The sequence below is a fragment of the Caballeronia sp. ATUFL_F1_KS4A genome (assembly GCF_023630905.1).
GTDB classification, from domain to species: domain Bacteria; phylum Pseudomonadota; class Gammaproteobacteria; order Burkholderiales; family Burkholderiaceae; genus Caballeronia; species Caballeronia zhejiangensis.
In genome coordinates, this window is record NZ_JALQEB010000029.1 from 171033 (window position 1) to 192930 (window position 21898).

General features: G+C 63.9%; 26 protein-coding genes. 18 read left to right on the top strand and 8 right to left on the bottom strand.

Translation table 11 applies throughout. The features are described 5' to 3' along the window. The first annotated feature begins 117 nt into the window (after positions 1-117). The 5 genes from NCS03_RS16005 to NCS03_RS16025 all read left to right on the top strand — a co-directional run bounded on the left by NCS03_RS16005 (position 118) and on the right by NCS03_RS16025 (position 5827). Complete coding sequence (locus tag NCS03_RS16005) at positions 118-1056, top strand: LysR family transcriptional regulator (RefSeq protein ID WP_250521593.1); 939 nt, start codon at positions 118-120, stop codon at positions 1054-1056. A gap of 156 nt (positions 1057-1212) precedes the next feature. Further along, a complete protein-coding gene (locus tag NCS03_RS16010; protein ID WP_008353695.1) occupies positions 1213-2304 on the top strand; it encodes an HlyD family secretion protein in 1092 nt (363 codons plus the stop codon). Between the two features lie 11 nt (positions 2305-2315). Then, the gene (locus NCS03_RS16015) at positions 2316-3890 is read left to right on the top strand and encodes a DHA2 family efflux MFS transporter permease subunit (protein WP_175979173.1); all 1575 of its coding nucleotides are present in this window, start codon (positions 2316-2318) and stop codon (positions 3888-3890) included. Positions 3891-3917: 27 nt separating this feature from the next. Then, positions 3918-5381, top strand: a complete 1464-nt coding sequence (locus NCS03_RS16020) for an efflux transporter outer membrane subunit (protein ID WP_250529382.1) — start codon at positions 3918-3920, stop codon at positions 5379-5381. Beyond that, positions 5378-5827, top strand: a complete 450-nt coding sequence (locus NCS03_RS16025) for a PaaI family thioesterase (protein WP_008353692.1) — start codon at positions 5378-5380, stop codon at positions 5825-5827. Before NCS03_RS16020 ends, NCS03_RS16025 begins: the two co-directional genes overlap by 4 nt. Before the next feature lie 54 nt (positions 5828-5881). Here NCS03_RS16025 and aptA read toward each other — a convergent pair whose 3' ends face one another. Then, positions 5882-7210 carry an omega-aminotransferase AptA gene (gene aptA, locus NCS03_RS16030; protein WP_250529383.1) on the bottom strand — a complete coding sequence of 443 codons (1329 nt, stop codon included), beginning with the start codon at positions 7208-7210 and terminating at the stop codon, positions 5882-5884. A 148-nt stretch (positions 7211-7358) separates the two neighbouring features. Between aptA and NCS03_RS16035 the strand changes: the two genes are divergently transcribed. Then, a complete protein-coding gene (locus tag NCS03_RS16035) occupies positions 7359-8774 on the top strand; it encodes an aminotransferase-like domain-containing protein (RefSeq protein WP_175979176.1) in 1416 nt (471 codons plus the stop codon). A 45-nt stretch (positions 8775-8819) separates the two neighbouring features. On the opposite strand, the gene NCS03_RS16040 is transcribed toward NCS03_RS16035, so the two are convergent. The 5 genes from NCS03_RS16040 to NCS03_RS16060 all read right to left on the bottom strand — a co-directional run bounded on the left by NCS03_RS16040 (position 8820) and on the right by NCS03_RS16060 (position 11772). Continuing rightward, a complete protein-coding gene (locus NCS03_RS16040) occupies positions 8820-9080 on the bottom strand; it encodes a hypothetical protein (protein ID WP_008353687.1) in 261 nt (86 codons plus the stop codon). Positions 9081-9270: 190 nt separating this feature from the next. Continuing rightward, positions 9271-9867, bottom strand: a complete 597-nt coding sequence (locus NCS03_RS16045; protein ID WP_250435620.1) for an H-NS histone family protein — start codon at positions 9865-9867, stop codon at positions 9271-9273. A gap of 126 nt (positions 9868-9993) precedes the next feature. Next, positions 9994-10740, bottom strand: coding sequence for an ABC transporter substrate-binding protein (locus tag NCS03_RS16050; protein WP_284504377.1), 747 nt, complete (start codon positions 10738-10740; stop codon positions 9994-9996). Between the two features lie 179 nt (positions 10741-10919). Next, a complete protein-coding gene (locus NCS03_RS16055) occupies positions 10920-11324 on the bottom strand; it encodes an Hsp20/alpha crystallin family protein (RefSeq protein WP_250435622.1) in 405 nt (134 codons plus the stop codon). Positions 11325-11337: 13 nt separating this feature from the next. After that, on the bottom strand, positions 11338-11772 hold the full coding sequence (locus tag NCS03_RS16060) for an Hsp20/alpha crystallin family protein (RefSeq protein WP_008353683.1): 435 nt from the start codon (positions 11770-11772) through the stop codon (positions 11338-11340). Positions 11773-12090: 318 nt separating this feature from the next. Between NCS03_RS16060 and NCS03_RS16065 the strand changes: the two genes are divergently transcribed. The 4 genes from NCS03_RS16065 (at position 12091) to NCS03_RS16080 (ending at position 15045) form a co-directional block, all read left to right on the top strand. Further along, positions 12091-12279, top strand: a complete 189-nt coding sequence (locus tag NCS03_RS16065; RefSeq protein WP_008353682.1) for a DUF2970 domain-containing protein — start codon at positions 12091-12093, stop codon at positions 12277-12279. Positions 12280-12347: 68 nt separating this feature from the next. Further along, positions 12348-13328: a 2-dehydropantoate 2-reductase gene (locus NCS03_RS16070; RefSeq protein WP_250529385.1), complete on the top strand. Its 981-nt coding sequence runs from the start codon at positions 12348-12350 to the stop codon at positions 13326-13328. A gap of 73 nt (positions 13329-13401) precedes the next feature. Beyond that, the gene (locus NCS03_RS16075) at positions 13402-13782 is read left to right on the top strand and encodes a nucleotide pyrophosphohydrolase (protein WP_008353680.1); all 381 of its coding nucleotides are present in this window, start codon (positions 13402-13404) and stop codon (positions 13780-13782) included. An 81-nt stretch (positions 13783-13863) separates the two neighbouring features. Next, positions 13864-15045: an acyl-CoA dehydrogenase family protein gene (locus tag NCS03_RS16080; protein ID WP_250440495.1), complete on the top strand. Its 1182-nt coding sequence runs from the start codon at positions 13864-13866 to the stop codon at positions 15043-15045. Between the two features lie 11 nt (positions 15046-15056). Here NCS03_RS16080 and NCS03_RS16085 read toward each other — a convergent pair whose 3' ends face one another. Then, positions 15057-15308 carry a DUF4148 domain-containing protein gene (locus tag NCS03_RS16085; protein WP_033537146.1) on the bottom strand — a complete coding sequence of 84 codons (252 nt, stop codon included), beginning with the start codon at positions 15306-15308 and terminating at the stop codon, positions 15057-15059. 209 nt (positions 15309-15517) lie between these two features. On the opposite strand from NCS03_RS16085, the gene NCS03_RS16090 reads away from it, so the two are divergent. The 5 genes from NCS03_RS16090 to NCS03_RS16110 all read left to right on the top strand — a co-directional run bounded on the left by NCS03_RS16090 (position 15518) and on the right by NCS03_RS16110 (position 19448). After that, entirely contained in the window at positions 15518-16555 is a 1038-nt protein-coding gene (locus NCS03_RS16090; protein WP_250529386.1) for a M14 family zinc carboxypeptidase, read from the top strand. Continuing rightward, complete coding sequence (locus tag NCS03_RS16095; protein WP_250529387.1) at positions 16552-17346, top strand: alpha/beta fold hydrolase; 795 nt, start codon at positions 16552-16554, stop codon at positions 17344-17346. Before NCS03_RS16090 ends, NCS03_RS16095 begins: the two co-directional genes overlap by 4 nt. 23 nt (positions 17347-17369) lie before the next feature. Further along, positions 17370-17876 (top strand): cupin domain-containing protein, encoded by a 507-nt coding sequence (locus NCS03_RS16100; protein ID WP_033537144.1) that lies wholly within the window; start codon positions 17370-17372, stop codon positions 17874-17876. 299 nt (positions 17877-18175) lie between these two features. Continuing rightward, entirely contained in the window at positions 18176-18415 is a 240-nt protein-coding gene (locus NCS03_RS16105; RefSeq protein WP_008353671.1) for a hypothetical protein, read from the top strand. Positions 18416-18554: 139 nt separating this feature from the next. Further along, positions 18555-19448, top strand: a complete 894-nt coding sequence (locus tag NCS03_RS16110) for a GNAT family N-acetyltransferase (RefSeq protein ID WP_051079073.1) — start codon at positions 18555-18557, stop codon at positions 19446-19448. 16 nt (positions 19449-19464) lie between these two features. Here NCS03_RS16110 and NCS03_RS16115 read toward each other — a convergent pair whose 3' ends face one another. Next, positions 19465-19659, bottom strand: coding sequence for a DUF1059 domain-containing protein (locus NCS03_RS16115; RefSeq protein WP_008353669.1), 195 nt, complete (start codon positions 19657-19659; stop codon positions 19465-19467). Between the two features lie 124 nt (positions 19660-19783). Between NCS03_RS16115 and nthA the strand changes: the two genes are divergently transcribed. Genes nthA through NCS03_RS16130 form a run of 3 tightly spaced genes read left to right on the top strand, consistent with a single transcriptional unit; the run spans position 19784 to position 21896 of the window. Further along, the gene (gene nthA / locus NCS03_RS16120) at positions 19784-20443 is read left to right on the top strand and encodes a nitrile hydratase subunit alpha (RefSeq protein ID WP_008353668.1); all 660 of its coding nucleotides are present in this window, start codon (positions 19784-19786) and stop codon (positions 20441-20443) included. Further along, positions 20440-21102: a nitrile hydratase subunit beta gene (gene nthB, locus NCS03_RS16125; RefSeq protein WP_175979185.1), complete on the top strand. Its 663-nt coding sequence runs from the start codon at positions 20440-20442 to the stop codon at positions 21100-21102. Before nthA ends, nthB begins: the two co-directional genes overlap by 4 nt. Further along, entirely contained in the window at positions 21099-21896 is a 798-nt protein-coding gene (locus tag NCS03_RS16130; protein ID WP_250529388.1) for a nitrile hydratase accessory protein, read from the top strand. The genes nthB and NCS03_RS16130 overlap by 4 nt, the downstream gene beginning before the upstream one ends. Positions 21897-21898: the final 2 nt, after the last annotated feature.

The window sequence follows — 21898 nt, forward strand, 5'->3', positions numbered from 1 at the left end:
CGTGCGTCTTTCGCGTGAATGCTCGCGCGGCTCGTAAAACCGCGCGATCGTCTCATCGTGCGAATGCGGCGGCTTCGTGCCATGATCGGGGCTTCCGCACGCATCGCGAACGCGCACATGGACTATCTGACGAGCCTGAAGGTGTTTTGCACGGTGGTCGAAGCGAAGAGCTTCGCGCGTGCGGCCGACATACTCGGCTTGTCGCCGCCCGTCGTATCGCGTGCCATCGCCGGCCTCGAAGACCGCCTCGGCAGCCGGCTCTTCAATCGCACGACGCGGCAGATCTCGCTGACGGAAACCGCCGAGCGCTTCTTCGCCGACTGCTCGCGTCTGCTCGACGAATTGCAGGCGATGGAAGAGCGCGCGTCGAACCGCGCGAGCGAAGCGACCGGCCTGTTGCGGCTCGTCTCGCACACGACCGTGATGATGAGCCGCTACGCGCCGCTCGTCGCGAGCTTCAGGCGCGCGCATCCGCATGTGCGCCTCGACGTGACGTTGACGGAGCGACCCATCGATCTCGTCGGCGAAGGCTACGATCTCGCCATCGTGCTGCCTTTCATGCTATCGACCGATACCGCCGTCACGCGCCTGCTGGAAACCATTCCGCTCGTGCTCGTCGCGAGCCCCGCGTATCTCGCGCAACGTCCCGCGCCGCGCCATCCGTCCGAACTCGCCGATCATGTTTTCGTGCCGATGTCGCCGTCGATCCGCAAGCCGGCGCTCACGTTCCGCATCGGCGGCGAGGAACTGCGCGTGCCGCTCAGTCACGACATCACGTCGAACAGTGCGGTGTTCAATCGCGAGATGGCATTGCAGGGCTTCGGCATCGGCGTGTTGCCGACGGCGCTCGTGGCCGAAGAGGTCGCGTCGGGGCGGCTCGTCACGCTGCTCGACGCCTACGAGCGCGTCGATTCCGCGATCGAAATCCGGATCGCGTACAGCACGCGCGCGCTGTTGCCGGCCAAGGTGCGCGCGTTCGTCGAGCATGCCGTGCGCTTCTGCGCCGACGAGAGCCTGCGTCCCGACGCGCCGGCAAATCGTCTTCGCGCCTTGTAGCACAAGGCTCGGCGCGATTCTTTCCGTCTGCGTCATTCATTCATGCGCGCCGTGACGGTTGACTTGGTGCATATGCACAACTAGTCTTCCGGGCTATGACGGGCAATGGATTCAGGCCTTCCTTCAAACTTAATTGTGCATATGCACTTATCGCAAATGACGACTCCTACGACGAATATTCCTTCGGTAGCGGCGCCGGCGCTCGCGCGGCCCGCGCGCAAGATTCCCTGGATGCTGCTCGCGCTTGGCCTGGTCGGGCTCGTGCTGATCGCGGCGGCCACGTACTGGGCGCTCGTACTGCGCTTCATTCAGACGACCGACGATGCCTACGTCGGCGGCGATGTCACCGTGCTTGCGCCGAAGGTGAACGGTTTCGTCACCGACGTGCTCGTGCAGGACAATCAGCCCGTGAAGGCGGGGCAAGTGCTGATCCGCCTCGACGCCCGCGATTACGATGCGCGCCTCGCTCAAGCCGACGCCGAATTGTCGGGCGCGCGCGCGGCGGTGGTCGAGTTGCAGGCGAAGGACGCGCTGCAGGCGGCCGTCATCAACCAGCAGCAGGCGGAAGTGCGCGCGTCGTCGGCGGAACTCACGCGCACCGGGCAGGACCGTTCGCGCTATCGCGAACTCGTGAAGGACGATGCGGTGTCGAACCAGATCGTCGAGCGCGCGGACGCGGACTACACGAAGGCGCAGGCGGCGGTGGATCGCAGCGGCGCGTCGCTCGTCGCGGCCAAGCGTCAGTTGAGCGTGATCGAAGCGCAGATCGCCGATGCGCAGGCGCGCGTCGCGACAGCGGAAGCGGCACGTCGTGTCGCGGAGCTGAACGTCGAATACACGACGATCCGCTCGCCGGTCGATGGCTATGTCGGCAATCGCACGGCGCGCGTGGGCGTGCTCGCGAACGTGGGCACATCGCTGCTGACCATCGTTCCGTCGACGGGCCTTTGGGTCGATGCGAACTTCAAGGAAGATCAGTTGAAGAAGATGCGCGCGGGCGACGAAGCCGACGTCGAACTCGACGCATCGAGCGTGCCGCTCACCGGTCACGTCGAAAGTCTCGCGCCCGCGACCGGCGCGACCTTCAGCGTGCTGCCCGCCGAGAACGCGACGGGCAACTTCACGAAGATCGTGCAGCGGGTGCCGGTTCGCATCCGCCTCGATGTGCCGAAGGGCATGGAAACGGTGCTGCGTCCGGGCTTGTCGGCGACGGTGAAGGTGCATCTCGCGAAGCAGTCGAACGGCTGAGGAGCGCGGCGATGACACACACCATTCCTTCCGATCCCGCGAGCCAGCCGATACGGCAACGCGTGTTCGCCTTCGCGCTGATGTGCCTCGGCTTCTTCATGGCGACGCTCGATATCCAGATCGTCGCGTCGTCGCTCAAGGATATCGGCGGCGGATTGTCGGCGAGCCAGGACGAGCTGTCGTGGGTGCAGACGTCGTATCTGATCGCCGAAATTCTCGTCATTCCGATGTCGGGCTGGCTCTCGAAAGTGTTCTCCACGCGCTGGCTGTTCGTCGCATCGGCAATCGGCTTCACGCTCACGAGCATGTTGTGCGGCATGGCGTGGGACATCAATTCGATGATCCTCTTTCGCGGACTGCAAGGCGCGCTCGGCGCCGCGATGATCCCGACCGTCTTCACGACCGCCTTCGTGCTGTTCCCCGGCAAGCAGCGATTGATTGCATCTACAACTATCGGCGCGCTGGCGTCGCTCGCGCCCGCAGTCGGACCGGTGATCGGCGGATGGATCACCGATCAATGGTCGTGGCACTGGCTCTTCTATCTGAACGTGGTGCCGGGTCTCGTCGTCGCGTTGCTCGTGCCGAAGTACGTGCACGTCGACGAGCCCAATGTTTCGCTGCTGAAGAAGGGCGATTACATCGGCATCGTGCTGATGTCGGGCTTTCTCGGCTGTCTGGAATACGTGCTCGAAGAAGGGCCGCGCAAGAACTGGTTCGGCGACGACGTCATCATCGTCTGTGCGTGGATTTCGGGGATCTGCGGCTTCCTGTTCCTCGTGCATGCGTTCACGGCGAAGGATCCGATCGTCGATCTGCGTGCGCTCGCGGTGCGCAACTTCGCGATCGGCAGTCTGCTTTCGTTCGTGACGGGCATCGGCATCTTCGTGTCGGTGTTTCTGACGCCCGTGTTCCTCGCGCGCGTGCGTGGCTTCGATTCGCTCCATACGGGTCTCGCGCTGCTTTCCGTCGGCTGTTTTCAACTGCTTTCCATCGGCGTGTACGGGTTCGCGTCGCGCTTCATCGACATGCGCGTGCTGCTCGCATTCGGTCTGATCTGCTTCGGCGCGGGCTGTTACTTCTATACGCCGCTGACGCACGACTGGGGCTGGCAACAGTTCCTGCTGCCGCAGGCGCTGCGCGGCATCGGCCAGCAATTCGCGGTACCGCCCATCGTGACGATGGCGCTCGGTTCGCTTCCGCCATCGCGGCTCAAATCGGCGAGCGGGCTGTTCAATCTGATGCGCAATCTCGGCGGCGCAATCGGCATCGCGGTGAGCGCGACGATGCTCAACGATCGCCTCAATCTGCATTACCTGCATCTGAACGAGAGCGTGACGATTGGCCGGCCGGTCGTCGACGACATGATCGCGCGCAGTTCGGCGCATCTCGCTTCCGTCGCCGGCGATGCGTTGAACGCGTCGCAAGCGGGCCTGGCATCGCTGCACGCGCTCGTGATGCGCGAGGCGCTCGTGCTGACCTTCGCCGATTGCTTCTACGTGCTCGCGCTGTGTTTCCTCTTCGGCCTGATGACGGTGATGTTCGCCAAGCCGATCACGAGCGCGCCGCCTTCGTCCGACGCGCATTGAACCGGGCCTTATCTGGATGCTTCGATCATGAAGAAACTTCTCGTCGCAATACTTTCCGGCGTGACCGCGCTGACGCTCGCCGCGTGCGCGGTGCAGCCCGCCACGCACGCCGATCTTCCCGCGACGGTCAACGCGACCGCGCCCACGGACTGGAGCGTCGATGTGCCGAGACAGGCCGTCGATCCCGCTGCATGGTGGAATCAGTTCAACGATCCGGTGATGCATGAACTCGTCGCGTCGGTGCTGAACGATAACCTCGATGTTCAAGCCGCCGTCGAGCGCGTGAAGCAGGCGCAAGCGCTCACGACGCAACGCCGCGCGGCCTTGCTCCCGCAACTGGATGCGAGCGCGGGCGGCGCGTACACGCGGCAGAACACGCCGCCGCCGCTCGGCTATGTGAAGCAGGCGGGCTTCGGCCTCGCGCTGAGCTGGACGCCGGACGTGTTCGGCGGCGAGCGGCTGGAACTGCTGGCATCGCAGGCGCAGCTCGTCGGCCGCGAACACGCCGCGGATCAGATCAGGCTCGCGCTCGCCGCGGATACGGCCGCTGCGTATGTCGACCTTCGCTGGGCGCAGGCGGAATTGAAGATCCTGCAAGACAATCTGCAGATTCGCGAACGCGCGTTGAAACTCACGCAACGACGCCTGCAATACGGTCTGTCGACTCAACTCGATGTCGCGCGTGCGCAGAATCAGTTGAGCGACCTGCAATCGCGCATCCCGCGCACGCAATCGACGATCCAGCATCAGCTGAGTCTGATCGCGGTGTATTCGGGCCGCACGCCGGAATCCATCGACAGGCTGATGCTCGCGGATGCGGGCGACGCGCCCGTGATTCCCGTTCCCGCCAGCGGCGCGCCGCAGATGTTGCCGTCCGATGCCTTGTTGCGCCGCCCCGATGTGCTCGTCGCGTATGCGACCGTTCAGCAGCGCGCGGCGGAAGTGGGCGTCGCGCGTGCCGAGCGTTATCCGAAGTTCTCGCTGCGCTTGTCGGATGGCTTGCTCGCCTCATCGTATCTCGGCTTGCCGACGCTGACCGATAACCTCTTTTCCGCCGCGCTCAACGCGACGAGCCCGATCTTCAAAGCCGGACGCATCACGGCGCAGGTCGAGCAGAACGAGAGCCGGATGCGCGAGTCGGAACTGCATCTGCGTCAGACGATGCTCGAAGCGCTGAAGGATGTCGAGGATACGCGCAGCGATCTCGTCAGCACGACCGAATCGACCGCGCGTCTCACCGAAGCGCTCTCGGCATCCGGTCAATCGCTCACGCTGTCGACGCAGTTGTACAAGGGCGGCGCGGCCAGCTTTCTCGATGTGCTCGACGCGCAACAATCGTATCTGCGCGATGCCGATGCGCTGAATCAATCGAAGCGCGAACACGCGCTTGCCGCGGTGGCGCTTTATCGCTCGCTCGGCGGCGGTTGGAGCGCCACCGGCGACGACGATGCGATCAAGACCGCCAGCGATAAAACGGAGACGCCGAAATGAGTTTGATCGAAGAAACCGCCGCCGGCCTCGACGGTCTCGCGCAATTGCGCAGATTGATCGCAAGCGGGCGCAAGCCGGGCATTCTGGTATCGCTGGATTTCGATTTCATCGAAGTGGAAGCGGGCAGGGCAGTGTTCGCGGGCGTCCCCGGCGATCACGCGTATAACCCGATCGGCACCGTGCACGGCGGCTATGCGGCGACGCTGCTCGATTCCGCGTGCGGCTGCTCGGTGCATTCATGCCTGACCGCGACGCAGGCGTACACGACGCTCGAACTGAAGGTCGCGTATCACAAGGCGCTCACGCGCGACTCGGGCGTGTTGCGCGCGGAAGGACGCGTGCTGTCGATCGGACGGCGCGCCGCGTTCGCCGAAGCGACGCTCAAGGACGCGAGCGGCAGATTGTTCGCATCGGCGACATCTACGTTGCTTGTCATGGAGCGATAAAAAGCCCGGCTTTCCATCGCAGGAAGCCGGGCCGCGAGCAACCGCAAAAGCCGCTTATTTCACGCTTTCCAGCGCCTTTCGCACCGTCGCGAAGATCTGATCGATCTGATCGTCTTCGATGATGAGCGGCGGTGAGAACGCGAGGATATCGCCGGTGTAGCGCACGAGCACGCCCGCCTCGAAGCACTTGACGAACACTTCATACGCGCGCGCGCCGGGTGCGCCTTCGCGCGGATCGAGCTCGATGCCCGCGACGAGGCCAAGATTGCGAATGTCCTTCACGAACGGCGCATCGCGCAGCGCGTGTGCGGCGCTTTCGAACTTCGCGGCCTTCGATGCCGCGCGCTCGAACAGCTTGTCGCGCTGATACAGATCGAGCGTCGCGATGGCCGCTGCGGTCGCGACCGGGTGCGCCGAATAGGTGTAGCCATGGAACAGTTCGATGGCGTTGGCCGCGCCCGCGTTGACGACCGTGTCGTGCACGTTGCGATGCGCGGCGACGGCGCCCATCGGAATGGTCGCGTTGTTGATGGCCTTGGCCATCGTGATGAGGTCGGGCGTTACGCCGAAGTATTCGCTGGCCGTCGCTTTACCCAAGCGTCCGAAGCCGGTGATGACTTCGTCGAAGATCAGAAGAATGCCGTACTTCGTGCAGATATCGCGCAGCTTTTGCAGATAGCCTTGCGGCGGCACGAGCACGCCTGTCGAACCGGCGAGCGGCTCGACGATCACGGCGGCGATCGTCGACGGATCGTGCAGCGCGACGATGCGCTCGAGGTCATCGGCGAGATGATCGCCCCACGCGGGCTGGCCTTTCGTGAATGCGTTGTGCGCGAGATCGTGCGTATGCGGCAGATGATCGACCGACGGCAGCAGCGCGCCCGAGAACGTCTTGCGATTCGGCGCGATGCCGCCGACCGAAATGCCGCCGAAGCCGACGCCGTGATAGCCGCGCTCACGGCCGATCAGACGCGTGCGCTGGCCTTCGCCGCGCGCGCGGTGATACGCCAGCGCGATCTTGAGCGCCGTATCGACCGACTCGGAGCCCGAGTTCGTGAAGAAGATGCGGTCGAGGCCTTCGGGCATCAGGCTCGCGACTTTGGTCGCCGCTTCGAATGCGAGCGGATGGCCCATCTGGAAGGTCGGCGCGAAATCGAGCGTCGAAAGTGCCTTTTGCACCGCATCGACGATCTCGTCGCGGCAATGGCCTGCGTTCACGCACCACAGTCCGGCCGTGCCGTCGAGCACTTCGCGGCCATCGGTCGAGCGGTAGTACATGCCCTTGGCGCTGTCGAGCATGCGCGGCGCGGCCTTGAACTGGCGATTGGCGGTGAACGGCATCCAGAACGACGAGAGGTCTTCGATCACGGGGCGAGCGGTCATCACGGGGTCTCCTGAAGAAGTACGGCCACTGTATTCCCCGGCAAAATTGCAAGGCATAGACAGTTGCTTCACTGCGCTGCCAACTGTGCTGGCAGAATGCTGCAAACTGTATTGGCCGGCGGACTTTCTCCGCGTTATTCTCGACGCCATGATCGAACTCAAGCTGGAGCGCGGCGCGCGGCAGGCGCCGACGCTCGTCGAACAAATCGTGCGCGCGTTCTCCTCGGCGATCGAGGAGCAGACGTTGCGCGAGGGCGCGCTTCTGCCATCGGTGCGGCGTCTTGCCGAAGCCGAAAGTCTCAGCACATTCACGGTGACGGAAGCGTATGGCAGGCTCGTGTCGATGGGCCTCGTCACGGCGCGGCGCGGATCGGGTTATCGCGTGGCAATACGCGGGCGCAGCGAGCGCGTGCGCGCCGTCGAATGGCAGCCGCCGAGCCTCACCGCGACGTGGCTTTTGTCGGACGTATTCGCCGATCATTCCGTGCCGATCAAATCGGGCTGCGGCTGGCTGCCTAACGAATGGGTCAACGAGAGCGGTCTGCAGCACGCGTTGCGCGCGGTGAGCCGCGTACCGGCGGCGCGCATCGCGGATTACGGGCATCCGTACGGCTTCGCGCCGCTGCGCGAGCGGATCGCGGAGCAGATGGACCGCCACGGCTTGCCGATCGACGCCGCATCGAACGTGCTGCTGACCGCGGGCGCGACGCAGGCGCTCGATCTCATCGTGCGCACGCTGCTGCGTCCGGGCGATGCGGTCGTCGTCGAAGATCCGGGCTACTGCAATCTGCTGCAGATTCTGCGGCTCGCGGGTTTGCAGGTGCATGGCGTGCCACGCACGGCGGCCGGTGTCGATACCGACGTGTTCGAGCGCATCGTCGTCGAGCATCGACCGAAAGCGGTCTTTCTCAACACGACCTTGCAGAATCCGACGGGCGCGACCTTCGGCATGGCGTCGGCGTTTCGGCTGATGCAGATTGCGGAGCGGCACGGCCTGTGGGTCGTCGAGGACGATGTGAACCGCGAGCTCGCCGCGCCCGGCGCGCCCTTGCTCGCCGCCATGGAAGGGCTCAGCCGCGTGCTCTACGTCGGCGGTTTCGCGAAGACGATCACGCCCGCGTTGCGCTGCGGTTATGTCATCGCCGAGCGCGACGTATTGCGCGAACTGGCGCGCACGAAGATGGCGGTCGGGCTGACGTCATCGGAGGCGACGGAGCGCATCGTCGAGAAAGTGCTGACGGAAGGGCGCTACGCGCGGCATGTCGAATTCGTCGTGGAAAAGCTCAAGGATGCGCATGCGCTCGTCGAAGAACGCATGGATGCGCTGGGCGTTGAGTTGTTCCGGCGTCCGCGCGCGGGGCTTTTCCTGTGGGGCGCGTTGCCGATCGATCCGGCGGATGGAAGCGACGTCGCGACACGCGCATTGCAGCACGGCATATGGCTCGCGCCCGGCTCTTATTTCCGTCCGGACGATGCTCAAAGCGCATGTTTTCGATTCAACGTCCCTTATTCCGTGGACGATGCGCTTTGGACATTTCTGGAAAGAACGATAAAAGGCTTTTAAAACGGACACGACAAACTCGCATCATCGTGTCCGTTAATCGGATATTTATTGCGCCACTTGCGAAGAAGCGGAAGCCGAAACTTGCCCGCGTTGAATCTGCGCGGTGCGTTCCGTATTGCCGAAATCGCCGCGTCCTTGTGCGGCTTCTTCCGCAGCGAAGGTCTGCGCGCTGACGCCATGCTGCGAAGCCGGCGCTCCGACATCGGGACGATAATGCGGCGCCGGTCCATAACCGCTTGCAAATGCCGAGCCGGCGAAAAGAGAACTCAATGCAATAGCAAAGCCCACTACGAGTCGCTTGTTCACGAGGACGCTCCAACGAAGATATGAGGAGATGCGGTTGTCTGAAGCGACAACTGCAATCGGAGAAGCGAATCGTTGCTACGAAACGCCCCCGACATGTGAACGCAGTGTAGAAGGACTGAGCCTTTTTTTAATCGCACGAAAAGCCAATTGAGTTTTCGTCGATCTCAAACAATGGGATGACGTCAGGGTTTCATACGGAAGCATCGCCCGTTGTCGTGGATGGCGATGTTTCGGCACCGCCTTGTTCCGGCAATGCGGCTTTTGCCGCGCGTTTGCGGGGCGCGCTGCGCTTCACCGCCGGTTTCACTGCCGGTTTCGCCGCGACGGATTTCCTTGCTGCCGGCGCCGCTGCTTTCTTCTTCGCAGCAGTTTTTTTCGCCGCCGCTTTCCTCGCTACAGCCTTCGGTTTGACCGCGTTCTCCGCACTTTCCGCATCGATCAGAAACTTGCTGCGATCCTTCACGTTCGCGATCCACGCGGGCGGGCGCGCCCAGCCGCTCCACGTTTCACCCGTCTTCGGATTGCGATACTTCGCGGGCAGCTTGCCCTTCTTCGCGAGCTTGGTCATCGCTTCGTGACGGCCGGCGGGCGCGGGGTACGCGACCTGCGGCTTGCCCGCGCGTTTGGCCTTCTTGCCGTGACGGTCGATATCCGCGGTCGTGAGGCCGTGCCTTTCCATCAGCGCGCGAATATCGTCGAGTACGGCTTGCGCGCGTTTCGCGATCAGCTTCTCGGTCTGCGCCTGGAGCTTCTTCAACTTCGCCTGCATCTGCTTGAGCGTCGCCATCGTTGTCTCCTTGTTGTCGGTTATGTATGTGAGTCTAGGCGAGAGCGAAGCAAGCGGGATAACCTCGCCGCCCGCGCACGAAGTTATCCGCATTGGATGGATCGTTCGCGGGCAACGTATTCCAAATCACTCGCCGTAGATATCGAAGTCGAAGTACTTCTGTTCGATGCGCTTATACGTGCCATCCTTGATCATCGCGGCGATGGCGCCGTCGAGCTTATCCTTCAGGTCCGTATCTTCCTTGCGCAGGCCGATTGCCGTGCCCGGACCGAAGATCCCACTGTCTTCCAGCGCGCCGCCCGCGAAACCGTAGGGCTTGCCGCGCGGCGTCTCGAGAAAGCCGCGTTCGGCTTGCACCGCGTTTTGCAGCGATGCATCGAGCCGTCCGGCGAGCAGATCCTGATAAACCTGATCCTGATCCGCATAAGACACGACCTTCACGCCTTTCGCGCCCCAATGCACCTTCGCATACGTTTCCTGCATCGAGCCTTGCTCGACGCCGACAGCTTTTCCCGCGAGCGATTCCGCCGTCGGCTGGATGTTCGCATCGCGTTTGGCGACGAGGCGCGTGGGCACGTGAAAGAGCTTGCTGGAGAACGCGATCTGCTTGACGCGCGCGGGCGTCATCGACATCGTGGAGAGCACGCCGTCGAACTTGCGCGATTTGAGGCCGGGAATCATGCCGTCGAACGCATTTTCGACCCATACGCATTTCGCGTTGAGACGCCGGCATAGTTCATTGCCGACATCGATATCGAAGCCGACCAGCGTGCCGTCGAGCGCTTTCGATTCGAAAGGCGGATAACTCGCATCGACGCCGAAGCGGATAGTCGACCACTCTTTTGCATGCGCTCCGATCGATACGGCAAGCATCGAACCCAACAACACCGTTACCAGCCTCTTCACGATAGTCCCTTCTTTCTATGAGTATTCGAATGGTTGGCGAATTAAACCGCCGTTGAAGATTATAGAGGCGTGCGCGCAGTGCAAAAGAAAAAGCGGCCGCGAAAAATCGCGGCCGCTCGAGGCAAAACTGATAACTTTTCCGATGCTTAACCCGCGCGTACTTCGACGCGGCGCGGACGCGCTTGCTCGCGACGCGGAATCGTGAGTCTCAGCACGCCATTGCTGAGATTCGCGTCGATCTTCGTCGTGTCGAAGTCTTCGCTCACCGTGAAGGCGCGTACGAAACGCGGCGCGCGCAGTTCGGCATGATGCACGCGCACCGTGCCCGGCACAGGCAATGCTGCTTCGGCTTCGATGGTGAGGCGCGCATCGTGCACCTTCACGTCGAGCTTCTCGCGCGACACGCCGGGCAGATCGGCCCACAGCGTGATGCCATTGCTATCCTCGACGATATCGACCGCGGGTGTGACCGTTGCGCGGCGTGCATTGTCTTCGTTCTTGCGCGCAGCGTCGTTCGTGTTTTGCGCGGCGACTTGAGTGTTCTCGGTCATGATGTGCTTCCTCTTACTGAATGGTGATCGCACGCGGCTTCGATGCTTCGCGCTTGCCGATGGTGATGGACAACGTGCCGTTCTCATAGCGCGCTTCGACCTTGTCCGCGTCCGCGTTTTGCGGCAGTTCGATCACGCGGCGGAAGCTGCCGGTGAAGCGCTCTTTCGCATACGTGCGCGCGCCTTCCACCGTTGCCTGCGCCTTGCGTTCGCCGCTAATGGTGAGCGTGCCTTTATCGACGGTCACATCGAGCGATGCAGGCTCGACGCCCGGCGCGAACGCGACGATATGAATCGCATCGTCCGTGCTGCCGATGTTCAGACGCGGGAAAGCATCCGCGCGGCTCGAACGCATGCTCGAAGGAAGATTGCCGAAGAGCGAGGACATCTGCCGCTGCATGCGGTCCAGTTCAGAGAAAACGTCGCCGCTGAAATAAAAGTCACTCATGGTCCAGTCTCCGATAGTGCGGCCAGCGCGGCCTGCAACAGGAAGTTGAATCGACGACGCGGTTATCGCCGTCAGTGCATCGAAAGTAGGAGCGAAGGCTATCGTTTCAATACCGCCGCCCTATGTTTCAAGCGCAATTTTTTTTCTCCGGGCGGCTCTTGAAAGAAGCCGAAGCGCGCTTACATCCGTCCGAATGCGCTTCTTGCAGGTCGTTCTGCTACCGTCGAATACAGCGCAACTGCTGCTGTTTTTCATCTCATGGAGCCGGCATCATCATCGCGTGAAAGATCGATACGGATTCAGGCGAAGGAGCCGCTCATGGAACTCTTGAAGATGTTGCGCATCGTGCTTTGGAGCTTTTTCGGCGTGCGCAAGCGCGCTTCGCACAACGCAGACTTCGCGCAGGTCAGGTTGCCGCTATTGCCGGTCATCGCCGTGATGCTCGCGGGCGCATTCGGCCTGACGCTGCTGACGGTGGCGAAGCTCGCCACGGGCATCGCGCACTGAACGCACGAGCGCGCCGTCCCGCTCTTACAATGGCGATCGGATGATTGCCACGAGCGAGGACGGGAACGATGAAAGTATGCGTTTATGGCGCGGGCGCCATCGGCGGATGGATCGGCGTGAAGCTCGCGCAGGCGGGCTGCGATGTCAGCGTGGTCGCGCGCGGCGCGACGCTCGATGCGCTGAAGACGGAAGGGTTGCGGCTCGTCGAAAAGGACGCCACGCATGTCGTGAAGGTCGCGGCGAGCGCCGAACCCGCTGATCTCGGCGTGCAGGATCTCGTCGTGGTTGCAGTGAAGGCGCCCGCGATGGAATCCGTCGCCGCGCATATCGCGCCGCTGCTGTCGAATGAAACCCCCGTGCTGACCGCGATGAACGGCGTGCCCTGGTGGTTCTGCGACGGCCTCGGCGAACCGTTCACCGGCAAACGTCTTTCGTCCGTCGATCCGCAAGGCAGGATCGCCGCGGCGATTCCGGGCACGCAGACGGTCGGTTGCGTGGTGCACGCGAGTTGCTTCGTAGAAGCGCTGGGCGTCATCCGGCATCATCAGGGCAAGGGGCTGATTCTGGGCGAGGCGACGGGCGCACCGACCGCACGCACCGAATCGCTCGTTTCGCTCTTCTCGAAGGCGGGCTTCGACGCCACGCTCTCCGCGCAGATTCAACGCGACGTCTGGTTCAAGCTATGGGGCAACATGACGATGAACCCCATCAGCGCGATCACCGGCGCGACCACCGACCGCATTCTCAGCGACGATCTCGTGCGCGGCTTCGTCACGAACGTGATGCTCGAAGCGAAGGAAATCGGCGCGCGCTTCGGCATTCCCATCGAACAGAAGCCCGAGGATCGCCACGCCGTGACGCTCAAGCTCGGCGCGATGAAAACGTCGATGTTGCAGGACGTTCAGGCGGGCAAGGCGGTCGAGCTCGATGCGCTCGTCGCGTCCGTGCGCGAGTTGGGCGCGATGACCGGCGTGCCGACGCCGTTCACCGATGCGCTTCTCGGGCTCGCACGCCTGCACGCTCGCACGCTCGGGCTCTATCCGGCCTAAGCCGGCTCACCGCGCCACTCTGTCCGGCGAAGGCAGCACCTTCGCGCACACCCGACATCTTCAGAGGAACCCAATGGAGCAACAGGATCAGCGGGAAACCGCGAGCGAGCTCGTCGCAATGCGCGACATGCTGCGCGAGTTCGTCCGCGAGCGGGACTGGAGCCGCTTTCATTCGCCGAAGAATCTGGCTGCGGCGTTGTCGGTGGAAGCGAGCGAGTTGCTCGAACCGTTCACGTGGCTCGCCACCGGCGACAGAACCGAACTCGACGAATCGAAGCTGCAAGCCATTCGCCACGAAATGGCGGACGTGCTCGCCTATCTCGTGATGCTCGCCGACTCCCTCGACGTCGATCTGCATCGCGCGCTGATCGAGAAGATGGCGCTGAACCGGTCGAAATATCCGGCGCACAAAGTGAAGGGCGACGCGCGCAAGTACACGGAGTACGACGACTGACACCCGGACGAACGCCACTGGCGCACGATGCGCCCGCGCGGTTAAGCTTGGCGTTCAGCCCGTTCCCTTAGAGGATTGTCGATGGACTTTTCGCTTTCTCCGGAGTTGACCGATCTGCAGGCGCGCGTGCGCGCTTTCATCGCTGAAGAGATCGTGCCGTTCGAGCGCGATCCGCGTTGCACGCCGCATGGCCCGAACGAAGCGCTGCGCGCCGAGTTGATCGCGAAAGGGCGCGCGGCGAAGCTGTTGTCGAGCCACGTATCGCCCGAATTCGGCGGCCTGGGCCTGAATCACGTCGCGAAAGCCATTCTGTTCGAGGAGGCGGGCTATTCGCCGCTCGGTCCGGTCGCGCTGAACATCGCCGCGCCCGACGAAGGGAACATGCATCTGCTCGAAGCCATCGCTACGCCGCAGCAAAAGGAGTGCTGGCTGCGTCCGCTCGCGGCGGGCGAGATTCGCTCGTGTTTCTGCATGACCGAGCCGCCGCCGGGTGCGGGCGCCGATCCGGCGATGCTGCAGACCATCGCCGTGCAGGACGGCGACGACTACGTGATCGACGGACGTAAATGGTTCATCACGGGCGCGGAAGGCGCGGCGGTCGCGATCATCATGGCGAAGTTCGCCGACGGTCCCGCGACGATGTTCCTCGCCGATATGTCGAGCCCCGGCATCGTGATCGAGCGCGCGATGGATTCGCTCGATACGTGCTTTCCCGGCGGCCACGGCGTCGTGCGCTTCGAGGGCCTGCGCGTGCCGAAGGAAAACGTATTGGGCGAGCCGGGCGAAGGATTTCGCTACGCGCAGGTGCGGCTATCGCCGGCGCGTCTCACGCACTGCATGCGCTGGCTCGGCGCCGCGCGGCGCGCGCACGATGTCGCGACGGCGCATGCGCGGCAGCGTCAGGCGTTCGGCAAGGCATTGGGCGAGCACGAAGGCGTCGGCTTCATGCTCGCCGATAACGAAATGGATCTGCACGTCACGCGTCTCGCCATCTGGCATTGCGCGTGGGTGCTCGATCAGGGCGTGCTCGGCAAGCACGAATCGAGCATCGCGAAAGTGGTGTCGTCGGAGGCGCTGTGGCGGGTCGTCGACCGCTCGGTGCAGGTGCTCGGCGGGCAGGGCGTCACGCACGAAACCGTCGTCGCGCGGATTTTCGCGGACATGCGCGCGTTCCGTATCTACGACGGTCCGTCGGAAGTGCATCGATGGAGCATCGCGCGGCGCATCCTGCGCGGGCCGAAGCCGCGCGGCGAATCGGCCTGACGAATGCGCGCTTACTGCACGCGGGTTTCGCCGCGAGCCTGCCGTTGCGCGATGATGCGGCTCGCGCGCATCGCGTTGTCCGGGTAGTCCAGCCAGTCGTTCGGATCGTAGCCGACCGAGCGCCACAGCAGAAATTCCTGCCGGACCTGGTCGCGCGTTTTCGGCGCGTTCGGATCGGTGGTTTGCGCCGGCGGTTGCGCGAGCGCGGACGCGGCGCAGCACAAAGCGAGCGCGCCGAGGATGATGCGGGAAATGGATGTCATGACGAATACCTCACACCGCGTAGCACGGCGATTTCATTCTAGGTGACGGAACGAAAACGCGCAGAACACGTTGTTCGCGTTCGGCGCGTCGCGTTTCATATGTCGTGTGCTGACGAACCGCCCTATACTCGATTTCTTCGGGCGGGGCGTTCCGGCGATTCATAGAACCATAGCCTGAGCCAACGAATACACGACAAACAGGCCCAGTCATGAGCACGTCGAGCGTTGCCATCAGCAGCAGTTTTCCGGAGATGGACGAACTGAAAGCGATTCGCGTCGCGGGCGGCGCGCGCTTCGCGTGGCACACGATCGGCGAAGTGCGCGCACGCGAGCATATGTTTCCGATCCTGACCGCGGCGATCGGCTCGGACGATCCGCAAGCGCCCGCCATCGGCTTTTTCGGCGGCGTGCATGGGCTCGAATGCATCGGCACGCAACTCGTCCTCGAATACATGCGCGCGCTGTTGCGACGGCTCGAATGGGACGACACGCTGCATCATCAACTGCGCGCGGTGCGGCTCATCTTCATGCCGATCGTCAATCCCGGCGGCATGTTCGCGCGCACCCGCGCGAATCCGAATGGCGTCGATCTGATGCGCAACGCGCCGCAAAGCGCCGAAGGACGCGTGCCGTTTCTCGCGGGCGGACAGCGCATCGGGCCGTGGCTGCCGTGGTATCGCGGCCCGGCCGATGGCCGCATGGAAGTGGAGAGCGCGGCGCTGCTTTCCGTTGTCGAGGAACAGTTGATGTCGCGGCCGTTGAGCTTCGCGCTCGATTGTCATTCGGGCTTCGGCTGGGACGACAGCATCTGGTTTCCCTACGCGCGCACCGAGCGGCAAATGGCGCATCTGCCGGAAATGTTTCTGCTGAAGACGATGTTCGAGGAGTCGTATCCGCATCATGGCTACGCGTTCGAGCCGCAGAGTCATCAATACCTGCTGCACGGCGATCTGTGGGATTTCGCGTATGACCGCTCGCGCGCACCCAACATCTTCCTTCCGATGACGCTCGAACTCGGCTCGTGGCGCTGGATTCGAAAGAATCCGATGCAGCTTTTCTCGCGCCTCGGCATCTTCAATCCGATCAAGGCGCACCGGACGAGGCGCGTGCTGCGGCGTCATCCGAACTTCTTCGATTTCCTCACGCGCGCGGCGTTCTCGTCGCGTCGCTGGCTGCCTGGCGGCGAATTCCGCGAGGACGTGCTGCGGCGCGCGCGCGAGCACTGGCAACGCACGGCCCTGCGATGAGCCAGTGGATCCTTCTGCGCGGCCTCACGCGTGAAGCGCGTCACTGGGGCGCGTTCGATGCGGCGCTCGCCGCGCATGGGCTCGCAGGCGCGGGCGAGCGCGCGATATGCATCGATCTGCCGGGCAATGGCGTCGAACGCGCGCATGGGGCGCCGCTTTCCGTCGTCAGGATGATGGCGTTCGTTCGCGAGCGCGCCGCCGCGCTGAACATACGCATGCCGTGCCGCGTGCTTGCGATGTCGCTCGGCGCGATGGTCGCCACTGCGTGGGCCGAACATCATCCCGGCGAGATCGAGCGGCTCGTGCTGATCAACACCAGCATGCGCCCGTTCGCGGGCGTGTCCGAACGCCTGCGTCCCAATGCGTGGCCGATGCTCGCGCGAATCGCAATGACGTGGACGCTGCCCGAGCGATGCGAAACGCTCATCCACGCGCTGACGTGCAATCGTATCGACACGCGTGACGCGGATATCGCGCACTGGGCGCATCTTCGGCGCACGCGTGGCGCGAGCGCGGCGAACGCGCTGCGTCAACTCGCGGCGGCGGCGCGCTTTCGCGCGCGCGTCGATGTACCGCCATGTCCCGTATTGCTGCTATCGTCGGCGGCGGACCGGCTCGTCGATCCGATATGCTCGCTGCGCATCGCGGCGCAATGGCGTGCCTCGCACGCGGTGCATCCGTGGGCGGGCCACGATCTGCCTCACGACGATGCCAACTGGACGTGCGCAGCCATCGCCGCGTGGCTCGACGAGCGCAAGCGCACGCGTGACGTTTCCGTGACGAGTGCATGACACCCATTTGTTTCAAGGTCAATATGAAACCGCCCATCATCAATCTCGATGCGCTCGAACCGCAACCGCTGCCGCCGGAATTCGCGCCGACGGGCGCCGCCGCCGAACGTTACGCGCCGCGCATTGCGCGTATCGGCGGCATGCTCGGCGCGAGGAAGCTCGGCTATAGCCTCATCGTGCTCGAAGCGGGCAAGCGCGCGTTTCCGTTTCATCATCATCGCGTGAACGAGGAGATGTTCTTCGTGGTGGAAGGCGAGGGCGAAGTCCGCATCGGCCAGGAGACGCATGCGATTCGCGCGGGCGACGTCATCGCCTGCCCGCCGGGCGATGCATCGACGGCGCATCAGATCGTCAACACGGGCGCGCAACCGTTGCGCTACCTTGCGGTCAGCACGATGCAATCGCCCGAAGTGGTCGAGTATCCGGATACGGGCCGCCAGGCCGTGCTCGTCGCCGACGAGCCGGGCGTGAAGGGCTTGCGCGCCGTGTTTCGCGCAAGCGATTCGCTGCACTACTGGGACGGCGAATAGAAATGCAGCAGGCACGACGATGGCGAACACCGTCGTCGCCGCCTTCCATGCTTCATTCATGTAACCGTCACGAATTTCCCGTTAGCTCATGTAACGGACGTGCGTTTCGCGCGACGCATAGGGGAAATCTCGTGTTGCAACGCAGCATCCCATTGCGTATGCTGTTCCTGGCAGGTGGCACAGGCCGCCGCCGCACGCATTCGAGCATCGACACGAACAATCAAACGCCGGCAAGCACAGAGCGTTTCATCGGGCGGGCCGGTAAGCATTACGGTCGTCAGCCTGAGGGAGCCGCACATATGGAACTGACCACATCGTCGCAACCGACGCTGCACGTCTTCCATCAGGAAGGAGGGTGGCATTGGGGCATCACCGTCGAGCGAGCGGCGGGAGGCGGAATGAAGGTCGTCGCGTATAGCGACGAAGGCTTCGGATCCGAGGAAGAGGCACGCGAGGACGGCGAACACGTCCTGCGCTCGGAAGACTGGCGCTCGCGCCAGAGTTTCAGCCGCAGCGAGCGGCGTCAAGGGTATTCCTGATCGGGGCGGCACACGCTCGCCCCCGTTATCGTCCCACCGTTCTTTTTTCCCCTCGTTGCACCCACGCCTCGCTGCATCTTTCGCCTGCACCGGAAACGCGCGACACTGAACGCATCCGCATTCCGACAAGGCGCGTCCCATGCCGTCCGTTCCCTGTCCCTCGCACGCGACACCCGACAATCCCCGTTTCGCAATACGCCGCATGACGCCGCGCGATGTCGACGTCGCGCTCGAATGGGCCGCGACCGAAGGATGGAATCCCGGTCTCGACGACGCCCGCTCGTTCTTCGCCGCCGATCCGCACGGATTTTTCGTCGGCACGTGGGACGGCGCGCCGGTCGGCTGCATCTCGGCAGTCGCATACGGCGATGCGTTCGGTTTCATCGGCCTCTATATCGTGGTTCCGGAATGGCGCGGCAAGGGCTTCGGCATGCGCTTGTGGAACGAAGGCATGGCGTATCTCGGCGCGCGCACTATCGGGCTCGACGGCGTGCTCGCGCAGCAGCCCAACTATCGGAAATCCGGCTTCGTGCTGGCGTATCGCAACGTGCGCTATGAAGGCATCGCATCGGCGGATGAAGATCCTGCCGATGGAGCCACGATCACCGATGCGCTGAACATCCCCTTCGCGCGGCTTCTCGATTACGACACCCGCGTGTTCGCGTGCGAGCGCACCGCGTTCCTGCGAGCGTGGCTGTCGCAACCGCAGGCGCACGCGCGCGCACTCGCCGCGCTCGATGGCGACGCGGTGAGCGGCCTCGCCGTGATCCGGCGTTGCGGCGCGGGCCACAAGATCGGTCCGCTCTTCGCCGACGATCTGAGCACGGCGCGCGCGCTGTATCGTGGGCTCGTTTCCGTGCTGCCCGGCGAGACCGTGTTCCTCGACGTGCCCGAAATCAATCCTGCGGCGGTGGCGCTGGCGGTCGAACACGACATGACGAGCGTCTTCGAAACGGCGCGCATGTACACGCGTGCGGCCCCGGACGTGCCGCTCGCGCGTGTCTTCGGTGTAACGACCTTCGAGCTCGGCTGAGAACGCCAAAGACCGGTCAGGCCGGCGGCGTGCCGTCGTGGAAGAAGGTCTTCAGTTGCGAGCGCAGTTCGGGCGAATCCGTGTGCTGATGGACGGCGACGGCATGCTGCACGGCCGCTTCCATCAACTCGTCCTCGCTGTCGGCAGACAGGACGACGCTGCATTTCACGTCGCTCGGGCACTCGCGGCAATCGATGTACTTGCGTGTCATGGCATCCTCCTCGCATGAGACGCTGAATCCAGTATAGGCGGCGCGCCGCGTCACGGTGACGAGGTTTGCGCGCGCGCGCACACTCCGGTAACGTGTGACGTCTGTGCCACGCGCGAGCCCGCTCATGAGCCACGATCATCCGCACCATCACGACCACGACCACGATCACGATCACGCCGGCAGTGAATTGCCGGAGATGGACCTGCGCGTGCGCGCGCTCGAATCGCTGCTGGTCGAAAAAGGATATATCGATCCGCGAGCGCTAGACGTCTTCATCGAAACCTACGAGCACAAGGTCGGGCCGCGCAATGGCGCGCGCGTCGTCGCGAAGGCGTGGAGCGATCCCGCGTTTCGCACATGGCTTTTAGACGATGCCACCGCCGCCATCGCCTCGCTCGGTTTCACCGGCCGGCAAGGCGAGCACATGGTCGCGCTCGAGAACACGGAGGACGTACATAACATGGTCGTCTGCACGCTGTGCTCGTGCTACCCGTGGTCGGTGCTCGGGCTGCCGCCGGTCTGGTACAAGTCGGCGCCGTATCGCTCGCGTGCGGTGATCGATCCGCGCGGCGTGCTGCGGGATTTCGGCGTCGAATTGCCGGAACAGGTCGAGTTGCGCGTATGGGATTCCACCGCCGAAGTGCGCTATCTCGTCGTGCCGATGCGTCCCGCCGACACCGATCATCTCGACGAAGACGCGCTCGCCGATCTCGTCACACGCGATTCGATGATCGGCACGGGCGTCGCGCTCGCGCCGTCGCAGGCAACGGGAGCATCGGCATGAACGCGGCGCACGACATGGGCGGCATGCAGGCGTTCGGCCCCATCGAAATCGATGCCTGCGACGCGCCGGGCGCATCGCCGTTTCACGCGGAATGGGAGCGCCGCGTGCTGGCCGTCACGCTCGCGATGGGCGCGACGGGCCAATGGAACATCGACACGTCCCGTGCCGCGCGCGAAAGCCTGCCGCCCGCGCAGTATCTCGGCAGCAGCTATTACGAAATCTGGTTCGAAGGCTTGAAGAAACTCTTGACGGCGAAGGGACTCGCGAGCGCCGATGAGATCGCGAGCGGCCGTTCGCAATCCGCCGCGAAGCCGAACGTGCGCGTGCTGAAAGCGGAGGACGTAAGCGCCGCGCTGTTGCGCGGTGCGCCGGTCGATCGTCCGGCTACGTCGGCGGCGCGCTTTTCCATCGGTGATGAAGTCCGCACGAAACTGATGAATCCGCCGACGCACACGCGTCTGCCGCGCTATTGCCGCGGCAAGCTCGGGCGCGTCGTCGCGGTGCGCGGCACGCACGTCTTTCCCGATGAAAACGCGCTCGGTCACGGCGAGCATCCGCAATGGCTCTACACCGTGCGTTTCGAGGCGAAAGACTTGTGGGGCGCGGATACGACCGCGTCGTCGGTGTGTGTCGATTGCTGGGAGCCGTATCTCGAATGACCTCGACCGACGCTGAATCGAAGCTGAAAGAACTGCGCGCCGCGTTGCCCGAACTGCCTTTCGACGGCGACGGTCCCGTGTTTCGCGCGCCGTGGGAAGCGCAGGCGTTCGCGATGACGCTCGCGTTGCACGAGCGCGGCGTGTTCTCCTGGAAGGAGTGGGCGCACGCGTTGAGCATCGCGATCGAGGACGCGCAGGCGGCGGGCGATCCCGATCACGGCGACACGTATTACGCGCATTGGCTCAGCGCGCTCGAACGCCTCACTGCCGAAAAGGGATGCGTGAGCGACGCGATGCTTGCGCAGCGGCGCGACGAATGGGACGAGGCCGCGCGCGCCACGCCGCATGGCCAGCCGATCGTGCTTACGCGCGCATTGCCCGCCGCGACGCTCGATGCGTATCGCGCGGCGATCTATCGGATCGAAGCGCAGCCGGACATCGACATGAAGATCGGCGTCGGGAATCGCGATGTCGTTGCCTTGCTCGAAAAGCATGGCGTCGCAAGCGCGGTGTTCGTCACGGCGTTCAATCCGTTCGGTCATGTGCTCACGCCGCAAGAAAATGCGCTGCGCCAGCGGACGCTGATCGAACGCGTCGGACAGATGGGATTGCAGGCGCTGCCGGGCGCGGGCATTGATCCGCAGCATGTCTGGGTGGCCGAAGCGAGCCTCTTCGCGCTCGGCGCGACCCGCGACACCGCCGATACGCTGATGACGCAATTCGCGCAGAACGCCGTCGTGTATGTCGACCGCGCGGGCGTGCCGGAATTGCTGCTGCATCCGGATCATCGCTGAAA